Source organism: Cognaticolwellia beringensis (genome assembly GCF_002076895.1).
Taxonomy (GTDB): domain Bacteria; phylum Pseudomonadota; class Gammaproteobacteria; order Enterobacterales; family Alteromonadaceae; genus Cognaticolwellia; species Cognaticolwellia beringensis.
Genome location: NZ_CP020465.1, coordinates 4,156,237 through 4,171,328 on the forward strand (window position 1 = coordinate 4,156,237; position 15,092 = coordinate 4,171,328).

Annotated in this window: 15 protein-coding genes; 5 read left to right on the forward strand and 10 right to left on the reverse strand. The window is 36.3% G+C overall.

Annotation, left to right across the window (positions count from 1 at the left end):
• Positions 1-298: 298 nt before the first annotated feature.
• Together B5D82_RS17465 and B5D82_RS17470 are read left to right on the forward strand one after the other, a co-directional pair.
• Complete coding sequence (locus tag B5D82_RS17465; protein WP_081153356.1) at positions 299-1,291, forward strand: permease; 993 nt, start codon at positions 299-301, stop codon at positions 1,289-1,291.
• A 24-nt stretch (positions 1,292-1,315) separates the two neighbouring features.
• The gene (locus B5D82_RS17470; protein WP_081153358.1) at positions 1,316-1,552 is read left to right on the forward strand and encodes a thioredoxin family protein; all 237 of its coding nucleotides are present in this window, start codon (positions 1,316-1,318) and stop codon (positions 1,550-1,552) included.
• A gap of 473 nt (positions 1,553-2,025) precedes the next feature.
• Here B5D82_RS17470 and B5D82_RS17475 read toward each other — a convergent pair whose 3' ends face one another.
• Together B5D82_RS17475 and B5D82_RS17480 are read right to left on the reverse strand one after the other, a co-directional pair.
• A complete protein-coding gene (locus B5D82_RS17475) occupies positions 2,026-2,796 on the reverse strand; it encodes a slipin family protein (RefSeq protein WP_081153361.1) in 771 nt (256 codons plus the stop codon).
• Complete coding sequence (locus B5D82_RS17480; RefSeq protein WP_245807633.1) at positions 2,780-4,114, reverse strand: NfeD family protein; 1,335 nt, start codon at positions 4,112-4,114, stop codon at positions 2,780-2,782. Before B5D82_RS17480 ends, B5D82_RS17475 begins: the two co-directional genes overlap by 17 nt.
• Before the next feature lie 611 nt (positions 4,115-4,725).
• Here B5D82_RS17480 and B5D82_RS20365 point away from each other — a divergent pair.
• A complete protein-coding gene (locus B5D82_RS20365; RefSeq protein ID WP_425429868.1) occupies positions 4,726-4,893 on the forward strand; it encodes a DUF6868 family protein in 168 nt (55 codons plus the stop codon).
• A gap of 74 nt (positions 4,894-4,967) precedes the next feature.
• On the opposite strand, the gene B5D82_RS17485 is transcribed toward B5D82_RS20365, so the two are convergent.
• From B5D82_RS17485 to B5D82_RS17515, 7 genes are all read right to left on the reverse strand, one after another.
• Complete coding sequence (locus tag B5D82_RS17485; RefSeq protein ID WP_081153365.1) at positions 4,968-5,405, reverse strand: universal stress protein; 438 nt, start codon at positions 5,403-5,405, stop codon at positions 4,968-4,970.
• A gap of 45 nt (positions 5,406-5,450) precedes the next feature.
• Positions 5,451-5,900 (reverse strand): c-type cytochrome, encoded by a 450-nt coding sequence (locus B5D82_RS17490; protein ID WP_081153367.1) that lies wholly within the window; start codon positions 5,898-5,900, stop codon positions 5,451-5,453.
• A 191-nt stretch (positions 5,901-6,091) separates the two neighbouring features.
• Positions 6,092-7,333, reverse strand: coding sequence for a tyrosine-type recombinase/integrase (locus tag B5D82_RS17495; protein WP_081153369.1), 1,242 nt, complete (start codon positions 7,331-7,333; stop codon positions 6,092-6,094).
• A 749-nt stretch (positions 7,334-8,082) separates the two neighbouring features.
• Complete coding sequence (gene corA / locus B5D82_RS17500) at positions 8,083-9,150, reverse strand: magnesium/cobalt transporter CorA (protein WP_081153371.1); 1,068 nt, start codon at positions 9,148-9,150, stop codon at positions 8,083-8,085.
• A gap of 375 nt (positions 9,151-9,525) precedes the next feature.
• Positions 9,526-9,972: a DMT family transporter gene (locus B5D82_RS17505; protein ID WP_081153373.1), complete on the reverse strand. Its 447-nt coding sequence runs from the start codon at positions 9,970-9,972 to the stop codon at positions 9,526-9,528.
• 15 nt (positions 9,973-9,987) lie between these two features.
• The gene (locus B5D82_RS17510) at positions 9,988-10,428 is read right to left on the reverse strand and encodes a DMT family transporter (RefSeq protein ID WP_157673929.1); all 441 of its coding nucleotides are present in this window, start codon (positions 10,426-10,428) and stop codon (positions 9,988-9,990) included.
• Between the two features lie 264 nt (positions 10,429-10,692).
• On the reverse strand, positions 10,693-11,181 hold the full coding sequence (locus B5D82_RS17515; RefSeq protein ID WP_081153377.1) for a hypothetical protein: 489 nt from the start codon (positions 11,179-11,181) through the stop codon (positions 10,693-10,695).
• A 57-nt stretch (positions 11,182-11,238) separates the two neighbouring features.
• Between B5D82_RS17515 and cls the strand changes: the two genes are divergently transcribed.
• Both cls and B5D82_RS17525 read left to right on the forward strand, forming a co-directional pair.
• Positions 11,239-12,717, forward strand: a complete 1,479-nt coding sequence (gene cls, locus B5D82_RS17520; protein WP_081153379.1) for a cardiolipin synthase — start codon at positions 11,239-11,241, stop codon at positions 12,715-12,717.
• 53 nt (positions 12,718-12,770) lie between these two features.
• Complete coding sequence (locus tag B5D82_RS17525) at positions 12,771-13,529, forward strand: endonuclease/exonuclease/phosphatase family protein (protein ID WP_081153381.1); 759 nt, start codon at positions 12,771-12,773, stop codon at positions 13,527-13,529.
• A 358-nt stretch (positions 13,530-13,887) separates the two neighbouring features.
• Here B5D82_RS17525 and B5D82_RS17530 read toward each other — a convergent pair whose 3' ends face one another.
• Entirely contained in the window at positions 13,888-14,931 is a 1,044-nt protein-coding gene (locus B5D82_RS17530) for an endonuclease/exonuclease/phosphatase family protein (protein ID WP_094122829.1), read from the reverse strand.
• Positions 14,932-15,092 lie beyond the last annotated feature (161 nt).

The window sequence follows — 15,092 nt, forward strand, 5'->3', positions numbered from 1 at the left end:
ATCCATTACCTTGCATTGGTTAATGCTATTGCTATTAATTGCTGTCTATTCGTGCAAAGAATTACGAGAGTTATGCCCAAAAAAGGGAAGTGTTCCGGTATAGATAGAGCGAGAAACTGCATGTAATATTAAATTCATTCAAATCTTCGACACTATAGCGATAGCGGGCTTACGCTAGGCATCATGAGTTTATCAAGCAATTTATACTAACCGCGTGATGCTAGCTTTATCATCATACGATAAATGCAAATGCCAGTAATTTGGGTATTATTCATTATACAAACAGGGGCAATACATTATTTTTCAGGTTTTTACAGATATAGCCTCTTGGCTTGTGGTTGATATACTCGGTTTATCTAGAGCAACAAAACTAGGTGATGCGCTGCACTTCTTTATAGAAGATACCACAAAGATCTTTTTTCTACTGTTGGTGATGATTTACGTAATAGCCTTATTAAGAGCGTCGATGAATCTCGAACGTGTTCGTGATTATTTAGCGGGTAAACACAAAGGGGTCGGCTATTTATTAGCAGCTAGTTTTGGAGCCATAACTCCGTTTTGCTCTTGCTCAAGCATTCCGGTATTTTTGGGTTTTACCTCCGCCGGTATCCCTGTTGGGATAACGATGTCATTTCTAATTACCTCACCTTTAATAAATGAAGTGGCAGTACTATTGTTACTGAGTTTATTGGGTTGGAAATTCACTGTGCTTTACGTCGTTGTGGGAATGTCGATTGGTATTTTAGCGGGGGTTTTTCTTGATGCCATCAAAGCTGAGAGATGGTTGCAATCGTTTGCAGCGAAAGCATTAGTGCGAGGTAAAAAAGCTTCTTCAGGTGTTAAAGTCGCACACATAAGTGCCTTATCTTTAAAAGAACGCCATAATTTTGCAAAAGATGAGATGTTAGAAATATTTGCTCGAGTATGGAAGTGGGTCATTGTCGGTGTGGGTTTAGGCGCTGCTTTACACGGCTTTGTTCCAGACGGTTGGATCCAAGAACATTTAGGGGCTGGTCAATGGTGGTCGGTTCCTTCCGCCGTATTACTGGGTATACCGTTATACTCTAATGCCACGGGTGTTATTCCTGTCATGGAAAGCTTAATTAAACAAGGGCTTCCAATCGGCACGACACTAGCTTTTTGTATGAGTACCGTTGCGGCAAGTTTCCCTGAATTTATTTTATTGAAGCAAGTGATGCAATGGCGATTATTAGCAGTGCTTTTCTTGCTGTTACTGAGTGCATTTACATTAATTGGTTGGATTTTTAATTTCCTAACGCCGTTTATTTAAGGCCTTATTTAAAAAGGTTATATCATGAAAGAAATCAAAGTATTAGGTACGGGTTGTGCAAAATGTACAAAATCAGTTGAGGTGATTACAAAAATCGCAAATGAGCTCAATATTGCAGTCCATATAACCAAAGTCATCGATCCAGAAGTGATTATGGCTTATAGCATAATGACCACACCAGCGATAATTGTTGATGAAATAAACGTGCACAGCGGTTCTATACCGCATAGAGAAGCTATAATAATGTGGTTGAAAGATTAATTATCTGATATTTATACTGTTTTTATAAGTTATCTGATGTGCTAGTAAATTAACATTAGTACCTAAAATTACAATAATATTGTGAATAATCATTATAAAAGCAGGGCGGTTAATAGCGTATTTAGTATCGTCCAAGTTAATACCCCTTTATACAGAGGTTTATTATTGAAGCTAGCCCGAAAAATTAGTCAACCTTTCGACGTTAACACTTTCAGCACGCTTTTTATTTTTGCACATAAACGGTATCAGTGGTTGCCATACTTGCATAACCAAGAACTTCAAAAATGTATTTAAGGCCCACGTTCAATTTCTATGCTTGTGAATGTATGCCCTTTTAACCAGTGTGAAGATGCTTTTTTTAGCTGTTACTTCTCGGGCCGCGCCAGAAAAGATAATATTCATTTACACTCCTGTGCTAACTCATGTTAACCGTGTATATGCTAATGGTAAAATTTAAGGTGGTGCTTGCCAGACTATTTTTTCTCTGATTTAACTAGACCGCTGATCAGCTCCATTGGTAGCGGGAAGATGATAGTAGAATTTTTTTCACCAGCAATTTCAGTTAAGGTTTGCAAATAGCGCAACATAATCGCGTCAGGCTCTTGTGAAAGTTTATTTGCAGCTTGGGTCAGTTGACTCGATGCCTCCATTTCACCAGTAGCATGAATAACTTTAGCTCTTCGAGTTCGCTCTGCTTCGGCTTGTTTGGCAATGGCACGGATCATACTTTCATTTAAATCGACGTGTTTAATTTCAACATTAGATACTTTTATGCCCCAACTGTCGGTTCTGACATCTAAGATAGCTTGAATATCGGCATTTAACATGTCGCGATTAGCCAACATTTCATCTAACTCATGTTGGCCCAGTACTGAACGTAAAGTAGTTTGCGCAAGCTGAGAAGTTGCCTGTAAATAGTTTTCTACGTTAATGATGGCTTTTTGTGGGTCAATGACTCGAAAATAGATCACCGCATTGACTTTTACAGAAACATTATCGCGACTGATAACGTCTTGGCTGGGTACGTCCATAACTACTATACGTAAGTCGACTTTCACCATTTGTTGGATAAAGGGTATCACGATAATAAATCCAGGTCCTTTGACTTGATAAAACCGTCCGAGTAAAAAGATCACCCCTCGCTCATATTCTCGTAAAATGCGAAAAGCACTGAAAAAAAGTGCAATCACTAAAAAGATCATTGAGCCAGTGAATAATTCTGTACTACTAAATAGTTGTGTCATTATTTTGCTCCTCAGTGGTTCTGAAAACTGCAGTGGAAGGCGCTAAAACTAGCGTTAAGCCATTCACTTCGAGTACTTGCACCTGCTGATTTTTTTTCAATGCCTTTTTGCTGCTAGCAGCCCAGCGCTCCCCATTAAAAAGCACATAACCCAGCCCGTTAAAATCATCTTCTACCATCACCCAAGCATTAATTATTTCTTCCTGGCCACTGACAATTTTATTTTTGCGCGCGCGGTAGATAAACCCTAAAGCAAAAACAATAAATAACACTGAAAATAAAGTGAAACTCGCAATAATTGGCAGTGATACTCTAAATTGTTCAAGTTTTGTGTCGAATAAAAAAATTGAGCCTAGGGCGAATGCGCCAACGCCACCAATGCCAAAAACACCAAAGCTTGGTACTAATGACTCCATAGCTAATAGCACCACTCCTAATAGCAGCAGAGCAGCACCAGCAAAGTTGAGTGGCAATAGTTGAAAAGCATATAAAGCGATCAGCAAGGATATACCACCGATAATACCGGCGATACCAACACCAGGGCTGTAAAACTCAAAGAGTAAGCCATAAATACCCAGTAACATCAGAATATAAGCAATATTAGGATCTGTAATTGTGGCAATAAATTGGCTGCGCCAGTCGGGTTTTTTACTGAGAATAACGGCATTGCTTAACGCTAATTCAATGTTTTTATCCTTTACTGCTACTTGCTTGCCATTGAGTTTATCTAATAGTACTTTTGGTGTTTCTGCTATTAAGGTAATGACGTTATCTTCTAAAGCTTCTTTAGCCGTTAATGTAGCGGCCTCTGCTACAGCTTTTTCAGCCCATTGCTCATTGCGCGAACGTAATTGAGCCAGTGAGCGGATATAGGCAATGGCATCATTTAATACTTTATTTTCCATAGCCGATGGCGCGCTTTTTTGTACTTTTTCGTCATCAGCAGGCGTCATTGGCGAGGCAATATTCACTGGCGTGGCCGCACCCAGAGTAGTGGCCGGAGCCATGGCGGCAATATGGCAAGCATAAAGTATATAAGTACCAGCACTCGCTGCCCGTGCACCGGGAGGGTAAACTAAACAGGCAATTGGGATATCTGAATTTAAAATACTCTGATTAATATCACGTAAGCTAGCACTTAAACCACCCGGCGTATCAAGTGTAATTATAATCAACGGGACATTATTTCGACTATTAGCACTGTTTATTTCTCGCACTAAATAGTCACCGATTGCGGGCCCGATAGCTCCTTTTATAGTCAATAATGGTATTTGGGAAGCGAGGGAGGGCAGAACGTTTTCTTGCTGCGATGGTGTCATTAATTGCTTGGGTAAAGTTACTTCAGCAGACATGACTATGTCTGCTGTGATCACAGTGCAACATAAAAGCCACAACACTCGTAACAGTTTACACATAACCATTCCCATGAAGAAGTTAGTGTAAGTTTAGTTGAGGCTAGGCGATAACTCTAATTAGCATGCTTAAAGTTTGATTGAGATCAATAGACAATATTAATTGTTCTGCAAAAAAAGATAAATCAAAGGCGAATAAACGTTGAGATGTTACTAAACAAAACTATCAAACTGATATTTTTGTTAAACTCGACTAAGGTATTAACACAGGAATAACGATGACATGCTCAGATTATTTGAATCATTTATTAATAAAACAAATGTCATTCATCATTCATAAAAGCTTATGCTTGAACTGTTAATACCGAATATTAACAATGTTAAAAATTTCGAAGCACAAACTATATCTATAACAGCTAACTATAAATTCAAATGAACATTACTGTTGTCTTATCTATGTAAAATTATGAGCAAAAATAAAACTTAGGAGAATTAAGCGATGATAGGTATAAATCAAGTTATCCTATTTTTTGGATGATGTACGGTCATAAACATGAGCGTTTATCTTTTTTTCTGCTTTGGTTATAACCGTCTTTAAACTCTCTACTATCAGCCTACACAGTAAACTAGTCATTATCAATGCAGCAGTGTTGCCTACACTGCATTTCACCTATATGGGTAATTACAAAATAGCATTGCTAACTGTTAACTTAGCCCCATATATGGCATTAAAGTTAATGACTTAATGCTAATGTCGGCAGAATAATGCTTTTTGGTGGATATTCAAGAACACTATGTTAGAGCTAACAAAACAGCCGTGTCATGGCACTAAAATAATAGGGATACCAACATGGTGGGCTAGTTGATTGGCAACACTTCCAAGCAAAATATCAACAATGCGAGACCGTCCATGCCTACCAACAAACAGTAGATTTGCATGGCTTGTTTTAACCTGTTCTAAAATGACTTCAACGGGAACACCCCAAACCAACTCAGTCGTAATATCCACAGTTGAATTATGATACTTATCAACCAGAGGCGTTAATACGCGCTTGGTGACATTAACCTCCTGTTTGGCTCGATCTAATAAGGGTGGGGCAACACCGTCAATTACTTGGGTCTGTAAATATGACCAATCCATGACAGTGATTAATTTTACTTTAGCGCCAATCTGTTCTGCTAAATTAATCGCACGTTCAGCTGCTCGTTCACCGAATTCACTACCATCAACGGCCACAAGGTATAAAGGTTTACTCATATGTATGTTTCCTTCATTAAGTACGCTATTTTTTATAATGTTCTACTAATAAACGGTTCTTCTATAGGGAACTAATTGATAATTTGATTGTAAAAAAGTCGTTAAATTAACGAGTTCAGATACGGTCATAACATCATTATAATTTTTCATTTTTGATACACCATCGTATTGAACAACGCTGAGTGCATAACCCTTAGCAAATTTATGTGAAGGGTTAATAACGGATGTCAGTAAATCTGCATAAGTTTTAACTTGGGTAGATTTACCACCCAGTTTGATATTATATTTTGGATTATCGATAGTACCTTCTGGTGCTTGTATACCAGCCACTTGATGACAAGCCAAACATTGGTATTTTAAGAAAACAAGTTTGCCACTATCAACGTTTCCCTCAGGTAAACTAAAACCTCTGGGTGATTCAGGACCTAAATCACAACTGATTAAACTGACCACCATTAACGTGAATAAAATAAATAATAATAATAAGTTTTTCATAATTACTCCAATTTGCCTAAGTACATTTGATAATGTATTTAGGCTGACCATAAAAATAATTATAATGAAGTCTAGTTCAGTAAATAACGTCTATCCAGCACTTATATAGTAAAAGTTTAATGTAGATCAAACTTTTACTATATAACTTATCTCGGTTTTATTCATATTCAACTTTAATTTTCTTCAAAATACTAATCCACTTTTCTTTTTTTACCGCTTTCAGCACGCTTTTTGTTTTCACTTTGCACGTATACGGTGTCTGTTGTAGCCATACTCGCATGACCAAGATCTTCTGAAATATCTTTGAGAGGGCGTCCACGTTCGATTTCCATGCTTGCCCCTGTATGTCTTAACCAATGTGCCGTTGCTTCTTTCAACTTTAGTGCTTTATTTGCACCTTCAGATATTCGCATATTTTCATGAGCTTGATCGAAAACATTTTGTACTAACCGGCGTAAATGTCGTGATGTCATACCGCCTTGGCCACGTACTTTTTCAACCAAAATTGCGTTTTCATTGCTGGATGGTAAGCCTAGTAGTCCACGTGAATTGCGATAGCGCTCTAAAAAGGGTAAAAAATCTACAGGAACCGTAATATCTCTTAACTTGCGGCTTTTACCAAACACTTTAAGCCACCAGTTTTCATCATCATCTTGCCAAAAATGCCCCATAGTTGGCGACCAATTTGGCCGTTCAGATAATTCAGAAATCCTTAAAAAGAGGGTTTTTAAAGAGGCAATCACGAATAAATTTCGTTCAAATATAGGGTTTTCATCAGCCATTTCAACAGCGGTATCCAACACGTATTGCCATTGACTAGCCGTTAAACGTTTGATTTCTTTCACTTGTGAGTCAATGATAAAATGTCGGCAGTCTTTTTTCGCAATTTGAGCGGGATTACCAATACAAAAATCTTCAGCCATTAAATAGTTATAAAAGACGATGATGGCGGTAAACATTGATGAAAGCGTTTGTTGTGATGGACGGTATTTTTTCTTATCAACAACATATTGGGATTTTTGACTTTTTGGCGCTTGAATCTTATAGGGAAACCAATGTTCATTAGCTGATGAATAACCATTAGATAATTTGAAACGTTCTTGATTGGATGTGCCAATCCAAGTAACTGGTGGTTGCCAACAAAAGTCAGCGTATTCAAGTAAATCAGATTTACGTAGTTGGTCTATTGGTTTTTGCTTTTCAATAAAGGACCAAAGCAGAAAACGTTCAACGTCATTTCTAAATCTGTCATAAGTATGTGCAGATTTGTTTCTACCAATATAAGTAAGAAAAAGCTTTCCCCAGTTAAATTGTTCAAGCCACCAAGTTTCATTTGTAGAGAATATTTTATCTAGCTCTGGATAATCTTCTAAATCAAAATCACATAAATCAAGATATGGTGGATATAAAGGTACAGGCTTATTTAACATCATTTTATTTAAAACCAGGTAAGATAGTCGATTGAAGTCAGTTTAATGCATCCTACCCACTATGTCCAATACTGAAGAGTATCGGACATAGTGGAGTGTGTGAATGCTTTGTCTATCTGTCTTGTGATTACTGCTAGAATGTAAATTTTAAAATTTGTTTAAAATCATCTTAACTAGGATAAAACCATGATTGCGGATTGTATCTGTAAATTTAATTAATTTTATCAGATGCCCGATCATCAATTAATGTTACTTTGAAATTTACTATGTTAGCCAAGCTTGTATTCAAACTCAACATTGCTGTTTCGACCTTAACGGGATGACATCATGTTCATCCAATATTAAAATTCAGCATCGTTTTCACAAATAATTTAATCACTATCGACATCCATTTTCGTTATTTGACATTGTGGGATGAAAAACTCAGCTTCTGCACCAGAAATTATTTGGCTGCAGTGCTGTCTACCATAGCAGGTAAATTGTGTTGGGCTTTTCGATATCTTTTTTTTAGATAATATTGTTTGGCTGTGTTTGTGTTTGCTGAACAGCTTTTACTTATCAACGAAATATTCAACCGTTGATAAGTAAAACTAGCAATAACCCGTATGGTAATTACCATAACTATCTTACTTGTTGCAGATACTACTTACTATACTAAGTTATAATGCAATATATTATTTATTAACAGTGCTTTAGCCTGAATCATTTTAGTTTTTCAATTATACATGAAGCTTTTATAAAAGAAAAAAAACCTATATCCATTGTCGTTTCTTGAAGAATATCAACATACCGGTAATTGAAATTGCCATCAGTCCTAGTACAGTTATATAGCCATATTTCCAGCCTAATTCTGGCATGTTGAATGGACTTATACTGGAGTCAAAGTTCATACCGTAGATACCGACAATAAAAGTTGGTGGTATAAACACGGTGGTAAATATGGTCAAAAACTTAATAACGTCATTTAACTTTAAACTCACACTTGTTAAATAGAACTCCATGAGTCCTTGAGTCATTTCATGGTAAGACTCAAGTGTATCTTTAATTGACTCAACATGGTCGTAACAATCCTTCATGTGTAATATTGTGTTCTTAGATATTACTGAATTTTCTTCTTCTCGTAATATATCGGCAATGAGATCTCTATGTGGCCATATGCGTCGGCGAACTAAAAGAACTTCTTTTCTTAGCGCATGGATGCGAGTTAAGATCGCCCTGTCCCTTGTATTTAGCAACTCATCTTCAATTTCTTGAATGGTTTCAGCATATGCTTCTAACAGAGGAAAACCATAATCTATTGTCGTGTCTATTAGGCTATACATCAGATAGTCTGCCGGCAATTTTCGGATCTTACCTACATTCGCCATTAATCTCTCTATAACATTTTCAAATGGCATAAACGAACCAGAACAAAATGAGATAAGTGTGTTTTTAGTGATAAAAAGACTCACTTGCTCTATTTTTGTCACTCCTTCATCACTTAACGGTAAATTTAGGATAAGGAATATCTGATCCTCATTAATCTCAACTTTAGGCCGTTGACCATTGTTCAGTATGTCCTCAATATGCAACTCATGAATATTGAGCCCTTTGGCCAATGTGATCATAGCTTCTGCAGATGGGTTACCCTGAACATGTATCCAAGTAATGTTAGTATTTTCAATAAAATCACGACAAGTCGCTAGCTCTAAAACCGTATGATCTACGATATTTGTTTTATTATAATCGATTAAGCTAACTGTATAATTGACTTCATCAGATTGAGAAATTGTTCCGGGCTTAGTTCCAGGTTGGCTATATTGTTTATTAAATAATTTCATTTATTTAGTCCCTCAGAACTTGATTCAGCTAGACCTTAGCACTTTATAACTTGTTGTCAAAGGCCAAACAATGATGCGTTCATTTATTATAATTTGAGCTTTAATATGAAATAAATGACAGTTTTTGACTGTTATCATTATTGTTAACAGTTGATTCCAATAATGGTTAAAGCTGCACAAACAACTATTTGTTTATCAGATTGAGTAAATTGATAATTAAATTACAAGCGCCCTTTCACTATATGACTAAAGCTTAGCGTAATAAACTTTTTAAGACCTAAAAGTCACCTAAAATAACAGTGATATTAATAAGTTAGCAACAAATAACCAGATAATATCGGTTCAAGTATACTCTATACCTAAGGAATAAAGGTATTAGAAAAACCTGATAAGTAGGATCCCAGAAGCTAACATAACAACACCAAGTATTTTACGAGCATTAATAGGTTTTTTCTCAAAACCTATTAATCCAAAATGGTCTAAAGTCATTGCCATAGTAAGCTGCCCCATAAGTATTAAACCAACTAACATTCCTGCGCCTACTACGGGCGCTAGAGAGGTTGTAGCAAAAACTAAATATGCACCTAAAATACCTCCCGTCCAGTGCCACCATTTTGAATCAGTGCCTTTTATTTTTCTCGGAATAGTAATTTTAAGTAACACAATGACAAAGAAAAGAGCAACAGCACCAATGGTAAAAGATATTGCAGCAGATAGCATAGGGCTTTGAGTCCATGTAGCCGTAAGCTGAGAGTTCACACCGCCTTGAATCGCAAGACACATACCTCCAGCAACACCCATCAATATATAAAAAATATTCATATTTATTTCCTACCGTTATGATTTACGAATAATAAGTACACCAACACCTAGTAAGGCAATACCAATCAGACGTACCTCGGTAATTGAACGAACTGGATAACCCGCAAGACCAAAGTGATCTAAAACTACGGCTGCTAATATTTGCCCCGATAAAATTAATGCTACCACCATACTCGCGCCTAAAATCGGTGAGAGATAAACTAGTGAGTAAACAAAATATGCCCCCAATATTCCGCCTGTCCAGTGCCACCAGGCTAATTTATCGCTAAGTTCAGGTATTGAAACTTGCAGTATAAAGCTCAAAGCCCATAGTATTAATGCCCCAACAAGAAATGAAATAGCTGATGCTAACACCGAATTTTTTGCCCAATGCTTGGTCAGTTGCGAATTTATGCCCCCCTGAATTCCGATGCATGCACCCGCAAGTACACCCATTAATATAGCTATCATATTCATTAAATCGTTTCCTAAATTGAGTGACATTATTCTTAAACTATTATGTGAGTCACTTTACTGATATTACTTGTGAGTAATTATTTGTAGATAGCAGCTAGTCAATCATTGATCTCGCTATTATACGGTGCAATTTTCGGTTGTTCTAGACGTTAACTTACTCAAACTTAACTTTATCAACTGAATAACAGCGCAGAAGTAAATATACATCCAAATCAATGATTAAATTAGAATAAATATGTACAACATAAGGTATTTATTTCAGGTTCAATCAAAAATAAAGGGCTCTTTTTTGGCTTTAATTCTGATCCAATTAAGTGAAGACCTAACTGATTTACGGGCAAGAAGATTATTTTCAAGCTTGTGCTTTCCTGGAAACGGGATCAAACTTAAACCAATTAATATGGTGATTAAGCCTTGCCCAGGTAAAACCAGCATAGCAAGCCCACAAATAAGCAAAAATAAACCAAGAACAATTTTTGCTATGTGAGCAACAATGTTTAAGCCACTTTTTATGAGGGTTAATCTAGAGGTTTCATTTATGTTAGCTTCAGCACTTTTGTTTAGGCTAATACTTTTAACTACCTTGTTTTTACGTATAAAATATCGGGTATCCAATTGTGTGATAATGTAACTTATCACTATAAAATATACGACTGAAGCGATTGTAGTTATCAAAATAGTTAAGAATATAAAATTAGCACCAAAACTTTGGGTTAGGTATGTGACAATGTTGTTGTAATATTCTTTAAGCACTCTTTTTCCATAATTGATTTAACCGCTGACTTACAGCGCATTATTTAAGTTGGGTTTATGCAAATATTTGAAGCATTACTTGAATGGATCACCATTCATTGGGTAACCATCATCGTTGTTTTCCATATTAGCCTATCTCTAATGACATCGGTACATGTACTTCTCTTCAAAGAAAATGAACGCACGTCTTTAGCCTGGATTGGCCTTGTGGTGTTATCTCCTGTTATCGGCAGTATGTTCTATTGGCTGTTTGGTATAAATCGTATTAAACGTTCAGCACAAAAAAAACACCCACAAACACTCAAGCAAAAGCTGAAGGAAGATTTACGGTATCAAGTAAGGCCTATTGAGTTTCATTGGCTACCAAGAAATTGGCACTCAGCAATTATCGCTGGACATAATATTCATCCCGTTAATTATCTTACAGACAACAATATTGAACCGCTAATTAATGGTGATATGGCTTACCCAGCCATGATCCAATCAATTAATAGTGCCAAGCATTATATTGTTTTATCGAGTTATATATTTGATTACGATTCAATTGGTCACCAATTTGTTGAAGCTTTAGCCCAAGCTCATCAACGTGGTGTTATTGTTAACGTGTTACTAGACGGTATTGGCGTGGGTTATAGTTGGCACAAATCAGACCGTGCATTAAAGAAACTAGGTGTAAAAACGGCCCGTTTTTTACCTGCAATTTCGCTCACTAGCATTCGATTTATTAATCTTCGAAATCACAGGAAAATACTCTGTGTAGATGGAAAAATGGCTTATATAGGTGGTATGAACGTAAGCCAAAATAATGTCATTAAATCGTCAAAGCACCCTATTGATGATGTTCACTTTAAAGTTACTGGCCCCGTAATTGATCAAATCAGCCAAGTATTTATAGAAGATTGGTTTTTTGCTACCCGTGAGTTAATTAAGTTTCCAAAATATAAGGTAAATAAATATCAAGATAAAGCAAAGAAAACTTGCGATAAGTCAATTGTTGCTCGCGTTATCCAAGACGGTCCAGACGAACATCATAATAGAATAAGATGGACATTAATTAATGCCTTAGTGAGCGCAAAAAACAACGTAAAAATCATGACACCTTACTTTATTCCGGATCAAACATTAATAACCTCGCTGCATGCGGCAGCATTGCGTGGTGTGTCAGTCGAAATTATTGTGCCTAAATACAGCAATATTCTTTTTGTCGATTGGGTGATGGCGGCAAATTTCTCTAGAATTATAGAGCACGGTATAAAGATATATAAAAATAATAGACCTTTTGACCACAGCAAAATTATGCTGATCGACGACATCTGGTCATTTATAGGCTCTTCCAATTGGGATGCCCGAAGTTTGGAATTTAATTTCGAAATTAATATGGAATGTTTTGATACCGAACTAAATACTAAACTAACAGCGTTATTTGACTCAAAGAAACAGAATGCTACACCTGTTCTTGCATCTGATCTTAAGGGGCTAGCAACTTACAAAAAAATTCGAAATAACTTTTTTCGATTATTTTCGCCCTATCTGTAATGTTATTATTAGTTTAATTTAGCTATCATCCATTTTCAAAGGCCAACACTTTCATGATTAAAAACCGATATAGCGCCGTTGAATCACTTAAAATCATGGGTAGCGCCTCGAAAGAGCAACTAGGCCCAAACATAGATCTATTATTGTGGAATGTTTACAAATGTAAGAAAAAGGGATGGCACGAAGATTTTGTAACACTGATGGCTGACAAAGATTTAGTACTTCTACAAGAAGCTATTGTCAACTCCCCATTCGATAGCCATTTCAAAAAATCGATAAAGCATCAATGGATAATGGCGCGCAGCTTTAAAAGTACCAAAACCAACATAATTACCGGCGTTAAAACTGGCTGCACTGTTGCCGCCAATAAATATTATTATTCAGCGTCTAAACACAGCGAACCGCTTTCAAAGACAAAAAAAATGTTGCTGGCAACCTTTTACCCTTTAAATACACAAGCACAGTCATTGCTAGTTGTTAACTCCCATCTTATCAATTTTGTAGCATTCGAAAAATTCAAAGTGCACTTAGACCAAGTATTTCGAACGCTGAAAAATCATGATGGGCCAATAATATTGGCCGGTGATTTTAATACTTGGAATAAAAAAAGATTAAAATACTTTAATAGCCTAGCTATGTTGTTTTCGTTGGAAGAAGTAAAAATGACACGTCAGCCAAGGTTAAAGCATTTATTTAAACATCTTGACCATATTTATTGCCGCGGGTTAAGCGTTGTCAATGCGCATGTGCATACAGACATTCACTCTTCTGATCACTTCCCCATTAGCTTATCGTTGCGTATTATTGATTAAGTCATTAAAAATATTTATTAAACAATATGCAGACAAGCATAAAGGGTTACAAGTTTTGTAGCTTAACCGTATGTAGCTTTAATAAAGACGAAATATATAGCGTTTGTACAGAATAATTAAATATATAAATCTGAATAATATTGATGTTTGCGATGTAATTATTATGAATTTTAGTATGTAGTGAAACACTTTTTATCAGAAATAATGGCTTAAAGTGCAACCCGTAAAAACTGACATAATATTGGGTGCAAAGTAAAAGTGTTTTGTAGGTCAGCATTTATGCCGTCAGAATCATCAGACAGCACAAACATAAAAACACTGAAATTTACATCTCAGGCTAAACCAGAAATACCAACTATTATGACCTTAAAGTTAACGTCACTAACACAATACCATGGTCTGTACTTTCACCATCACGCTCAAAAATAGGGTTAATTAAGTGCCTATCATAAGTTTCATAGCCGCTAACTTGAAATAAGCTGTCATGATAGCTGGCATCAAATTCACACGATAATAATATGTAATCGAGTACCGAACTACCCGCTCCAAAGTAATGTGTAGGGTTACGCGTTACCTTTTCGTTAGGTATAAAGCCTTTATTCTCAGTTGCTTGCGAAGTTTCATTGATTAAAGCGATTTGATACAAATCCCAAGCGTCATTTAAGCAATATTGTTCAAGATAGGCATCACGATCTATAGCTGAAACAAAACGTAAGGTATTTGTGAGTAAATGACTTAAAATACCATCGCTAAGCGTATTATTAAAATCCCCCATTAATACCATAGGGTTATTAGTTGCTTCACGCCGCTCGATCATATCTACCATGAGTAAGGTTGCTTCACTACCACGTTGGATAGTTGAGCCCCAACTACCAGCCACTTGTGCTTTTAGGCTATCAATAATCGTTTTTTCTGCCGAGCGTTTTATATTTTTTTCATCAAGTTCAATCATCGAACGTTTAGATTTAAAATGCACAACATAACAGTCACAGTTGCCTATATGGGGCACTTCAATCGTAGCTCTAACGACCTTTCTACTAAAAGAAAAATCATCTGCTAAACCTAAGGCTTTTGCAAGTTCTGTGTTTGGTTGAACAGCAACGTTATCAACTATGGGAAAACGTGATGCAATGGCAACAACCGGGCTTTTATAGATAAAATCATCAATAATATGGGGTTGGTCAACTACTGCAAAGTATTCATATCCCTGGGTTAGAACTAAAGCTTTTAATGACTCTGTACTAAATACCTCCTGAAAACCAATAATATCAGGCTGATGCTCACGTAGGTATTCAGTAATCCAAGTTTGTTTTTTGTGCCATTGCTCGGCACTATAAATTCGCTCGAAGTCGTAGTATGCATTAGGCGGTGCAAGGTAATTAAATAAATTGAAAGTAGCAATTTTAAGTTGTGAATCGGCTACTGGGCTTATAACAACCTTAGGAGATAGTGTTTGAATGGTTTCTTTTTTGTCTTGCTGGTCGATGATATTAACTCTAATAAACGTTGAATAATAATTATACCTGAACGATCACCAAAATTAATCAATTTAAACCAGCTTAA

What these genes read in the sequence shown, in the direction of transcription:
- B5D82_RS17470 (WP_081153358.1), top strand. Translation starts at nt 1,316, where the DNA reads ATGAAAGAAATCAAAGTATTAGGTACGGGTTGTGCAAAATGTACAAAA.
- B5D82_RS17475 (WP_081153361.1), bottom strand. Translation starts at nt 2,796, where the DNA reads ATGACACAACTATTTAGTAGTACAGAATTATTCACTGGCTCAATGATC.
- B5D82_RS17480 (WP_245807633.1), bottom strand. Translation starts at nt 4,114, where the DNA reads ATGACACCATCGCAGCAAGAAAACGTTCTGCCCTCCCTCGCTTCCCAA.
- B5D82_RS17485 (WP_081153365.1), bottom strand. Translation starts at nt 5,405, where the DNA reads ATGAGTAAACCTTTATACCTTGTGGCCGTTGATGGTAGTGAATTCGGT.
- B5D82_RS17490 (WP_081153367.1), bottom strand. Translation starts at nt 5,900, where the DNA reads ATGAAAAACTTATTATTATTATTTATTTTATTCACGTTAATGGTGGTC.
- B5D82_RS17495 (WP_081153369.1), bottom strand. Translation starts at nt 7,333, where the DNA reads ATGATGTTAAATAAGCCTGTACCTTTATATCCACCATATCTTGATTTA.
- corA (WP_081153371.1), bottom strand. Translation starts at nt 9,150, where the DNA reads ATGAAATTATTTAATAAACAATATAGCCAACCTGGAACTAAGCCCGGA.
- B5D82_RS17505 (WP_081153373.1), bottom strand. Translation starts at nt 9,972, where the DNA reads ATGAATATTTTTTATATATTGATGGGTGTTGCTGGAGGTATGTGTCTT.
- B5D82_RS17510 (WP_157673929.1), bottom strand. Translation starts at nt 10,428, where the DNA reads ATGAATATGATAGCTATATTAATGGGTGTACTTGCGGGTGCATGCATC.
- cls (WP_081153379.1), top strand. Translation starts at nt 11,239, where the DNA reads ATGCAAATATTTGAAGCATTACTTGAATGGATCACCATTCATTGGGTA.
- B5D82_RS17525 (WP_081153381.1), top strand. Translation starts at nt 12,771, where the DNA reads ATGATTAAAAACCGATATAGCGCCGTTGAATCACTTAAAATCATGGGT.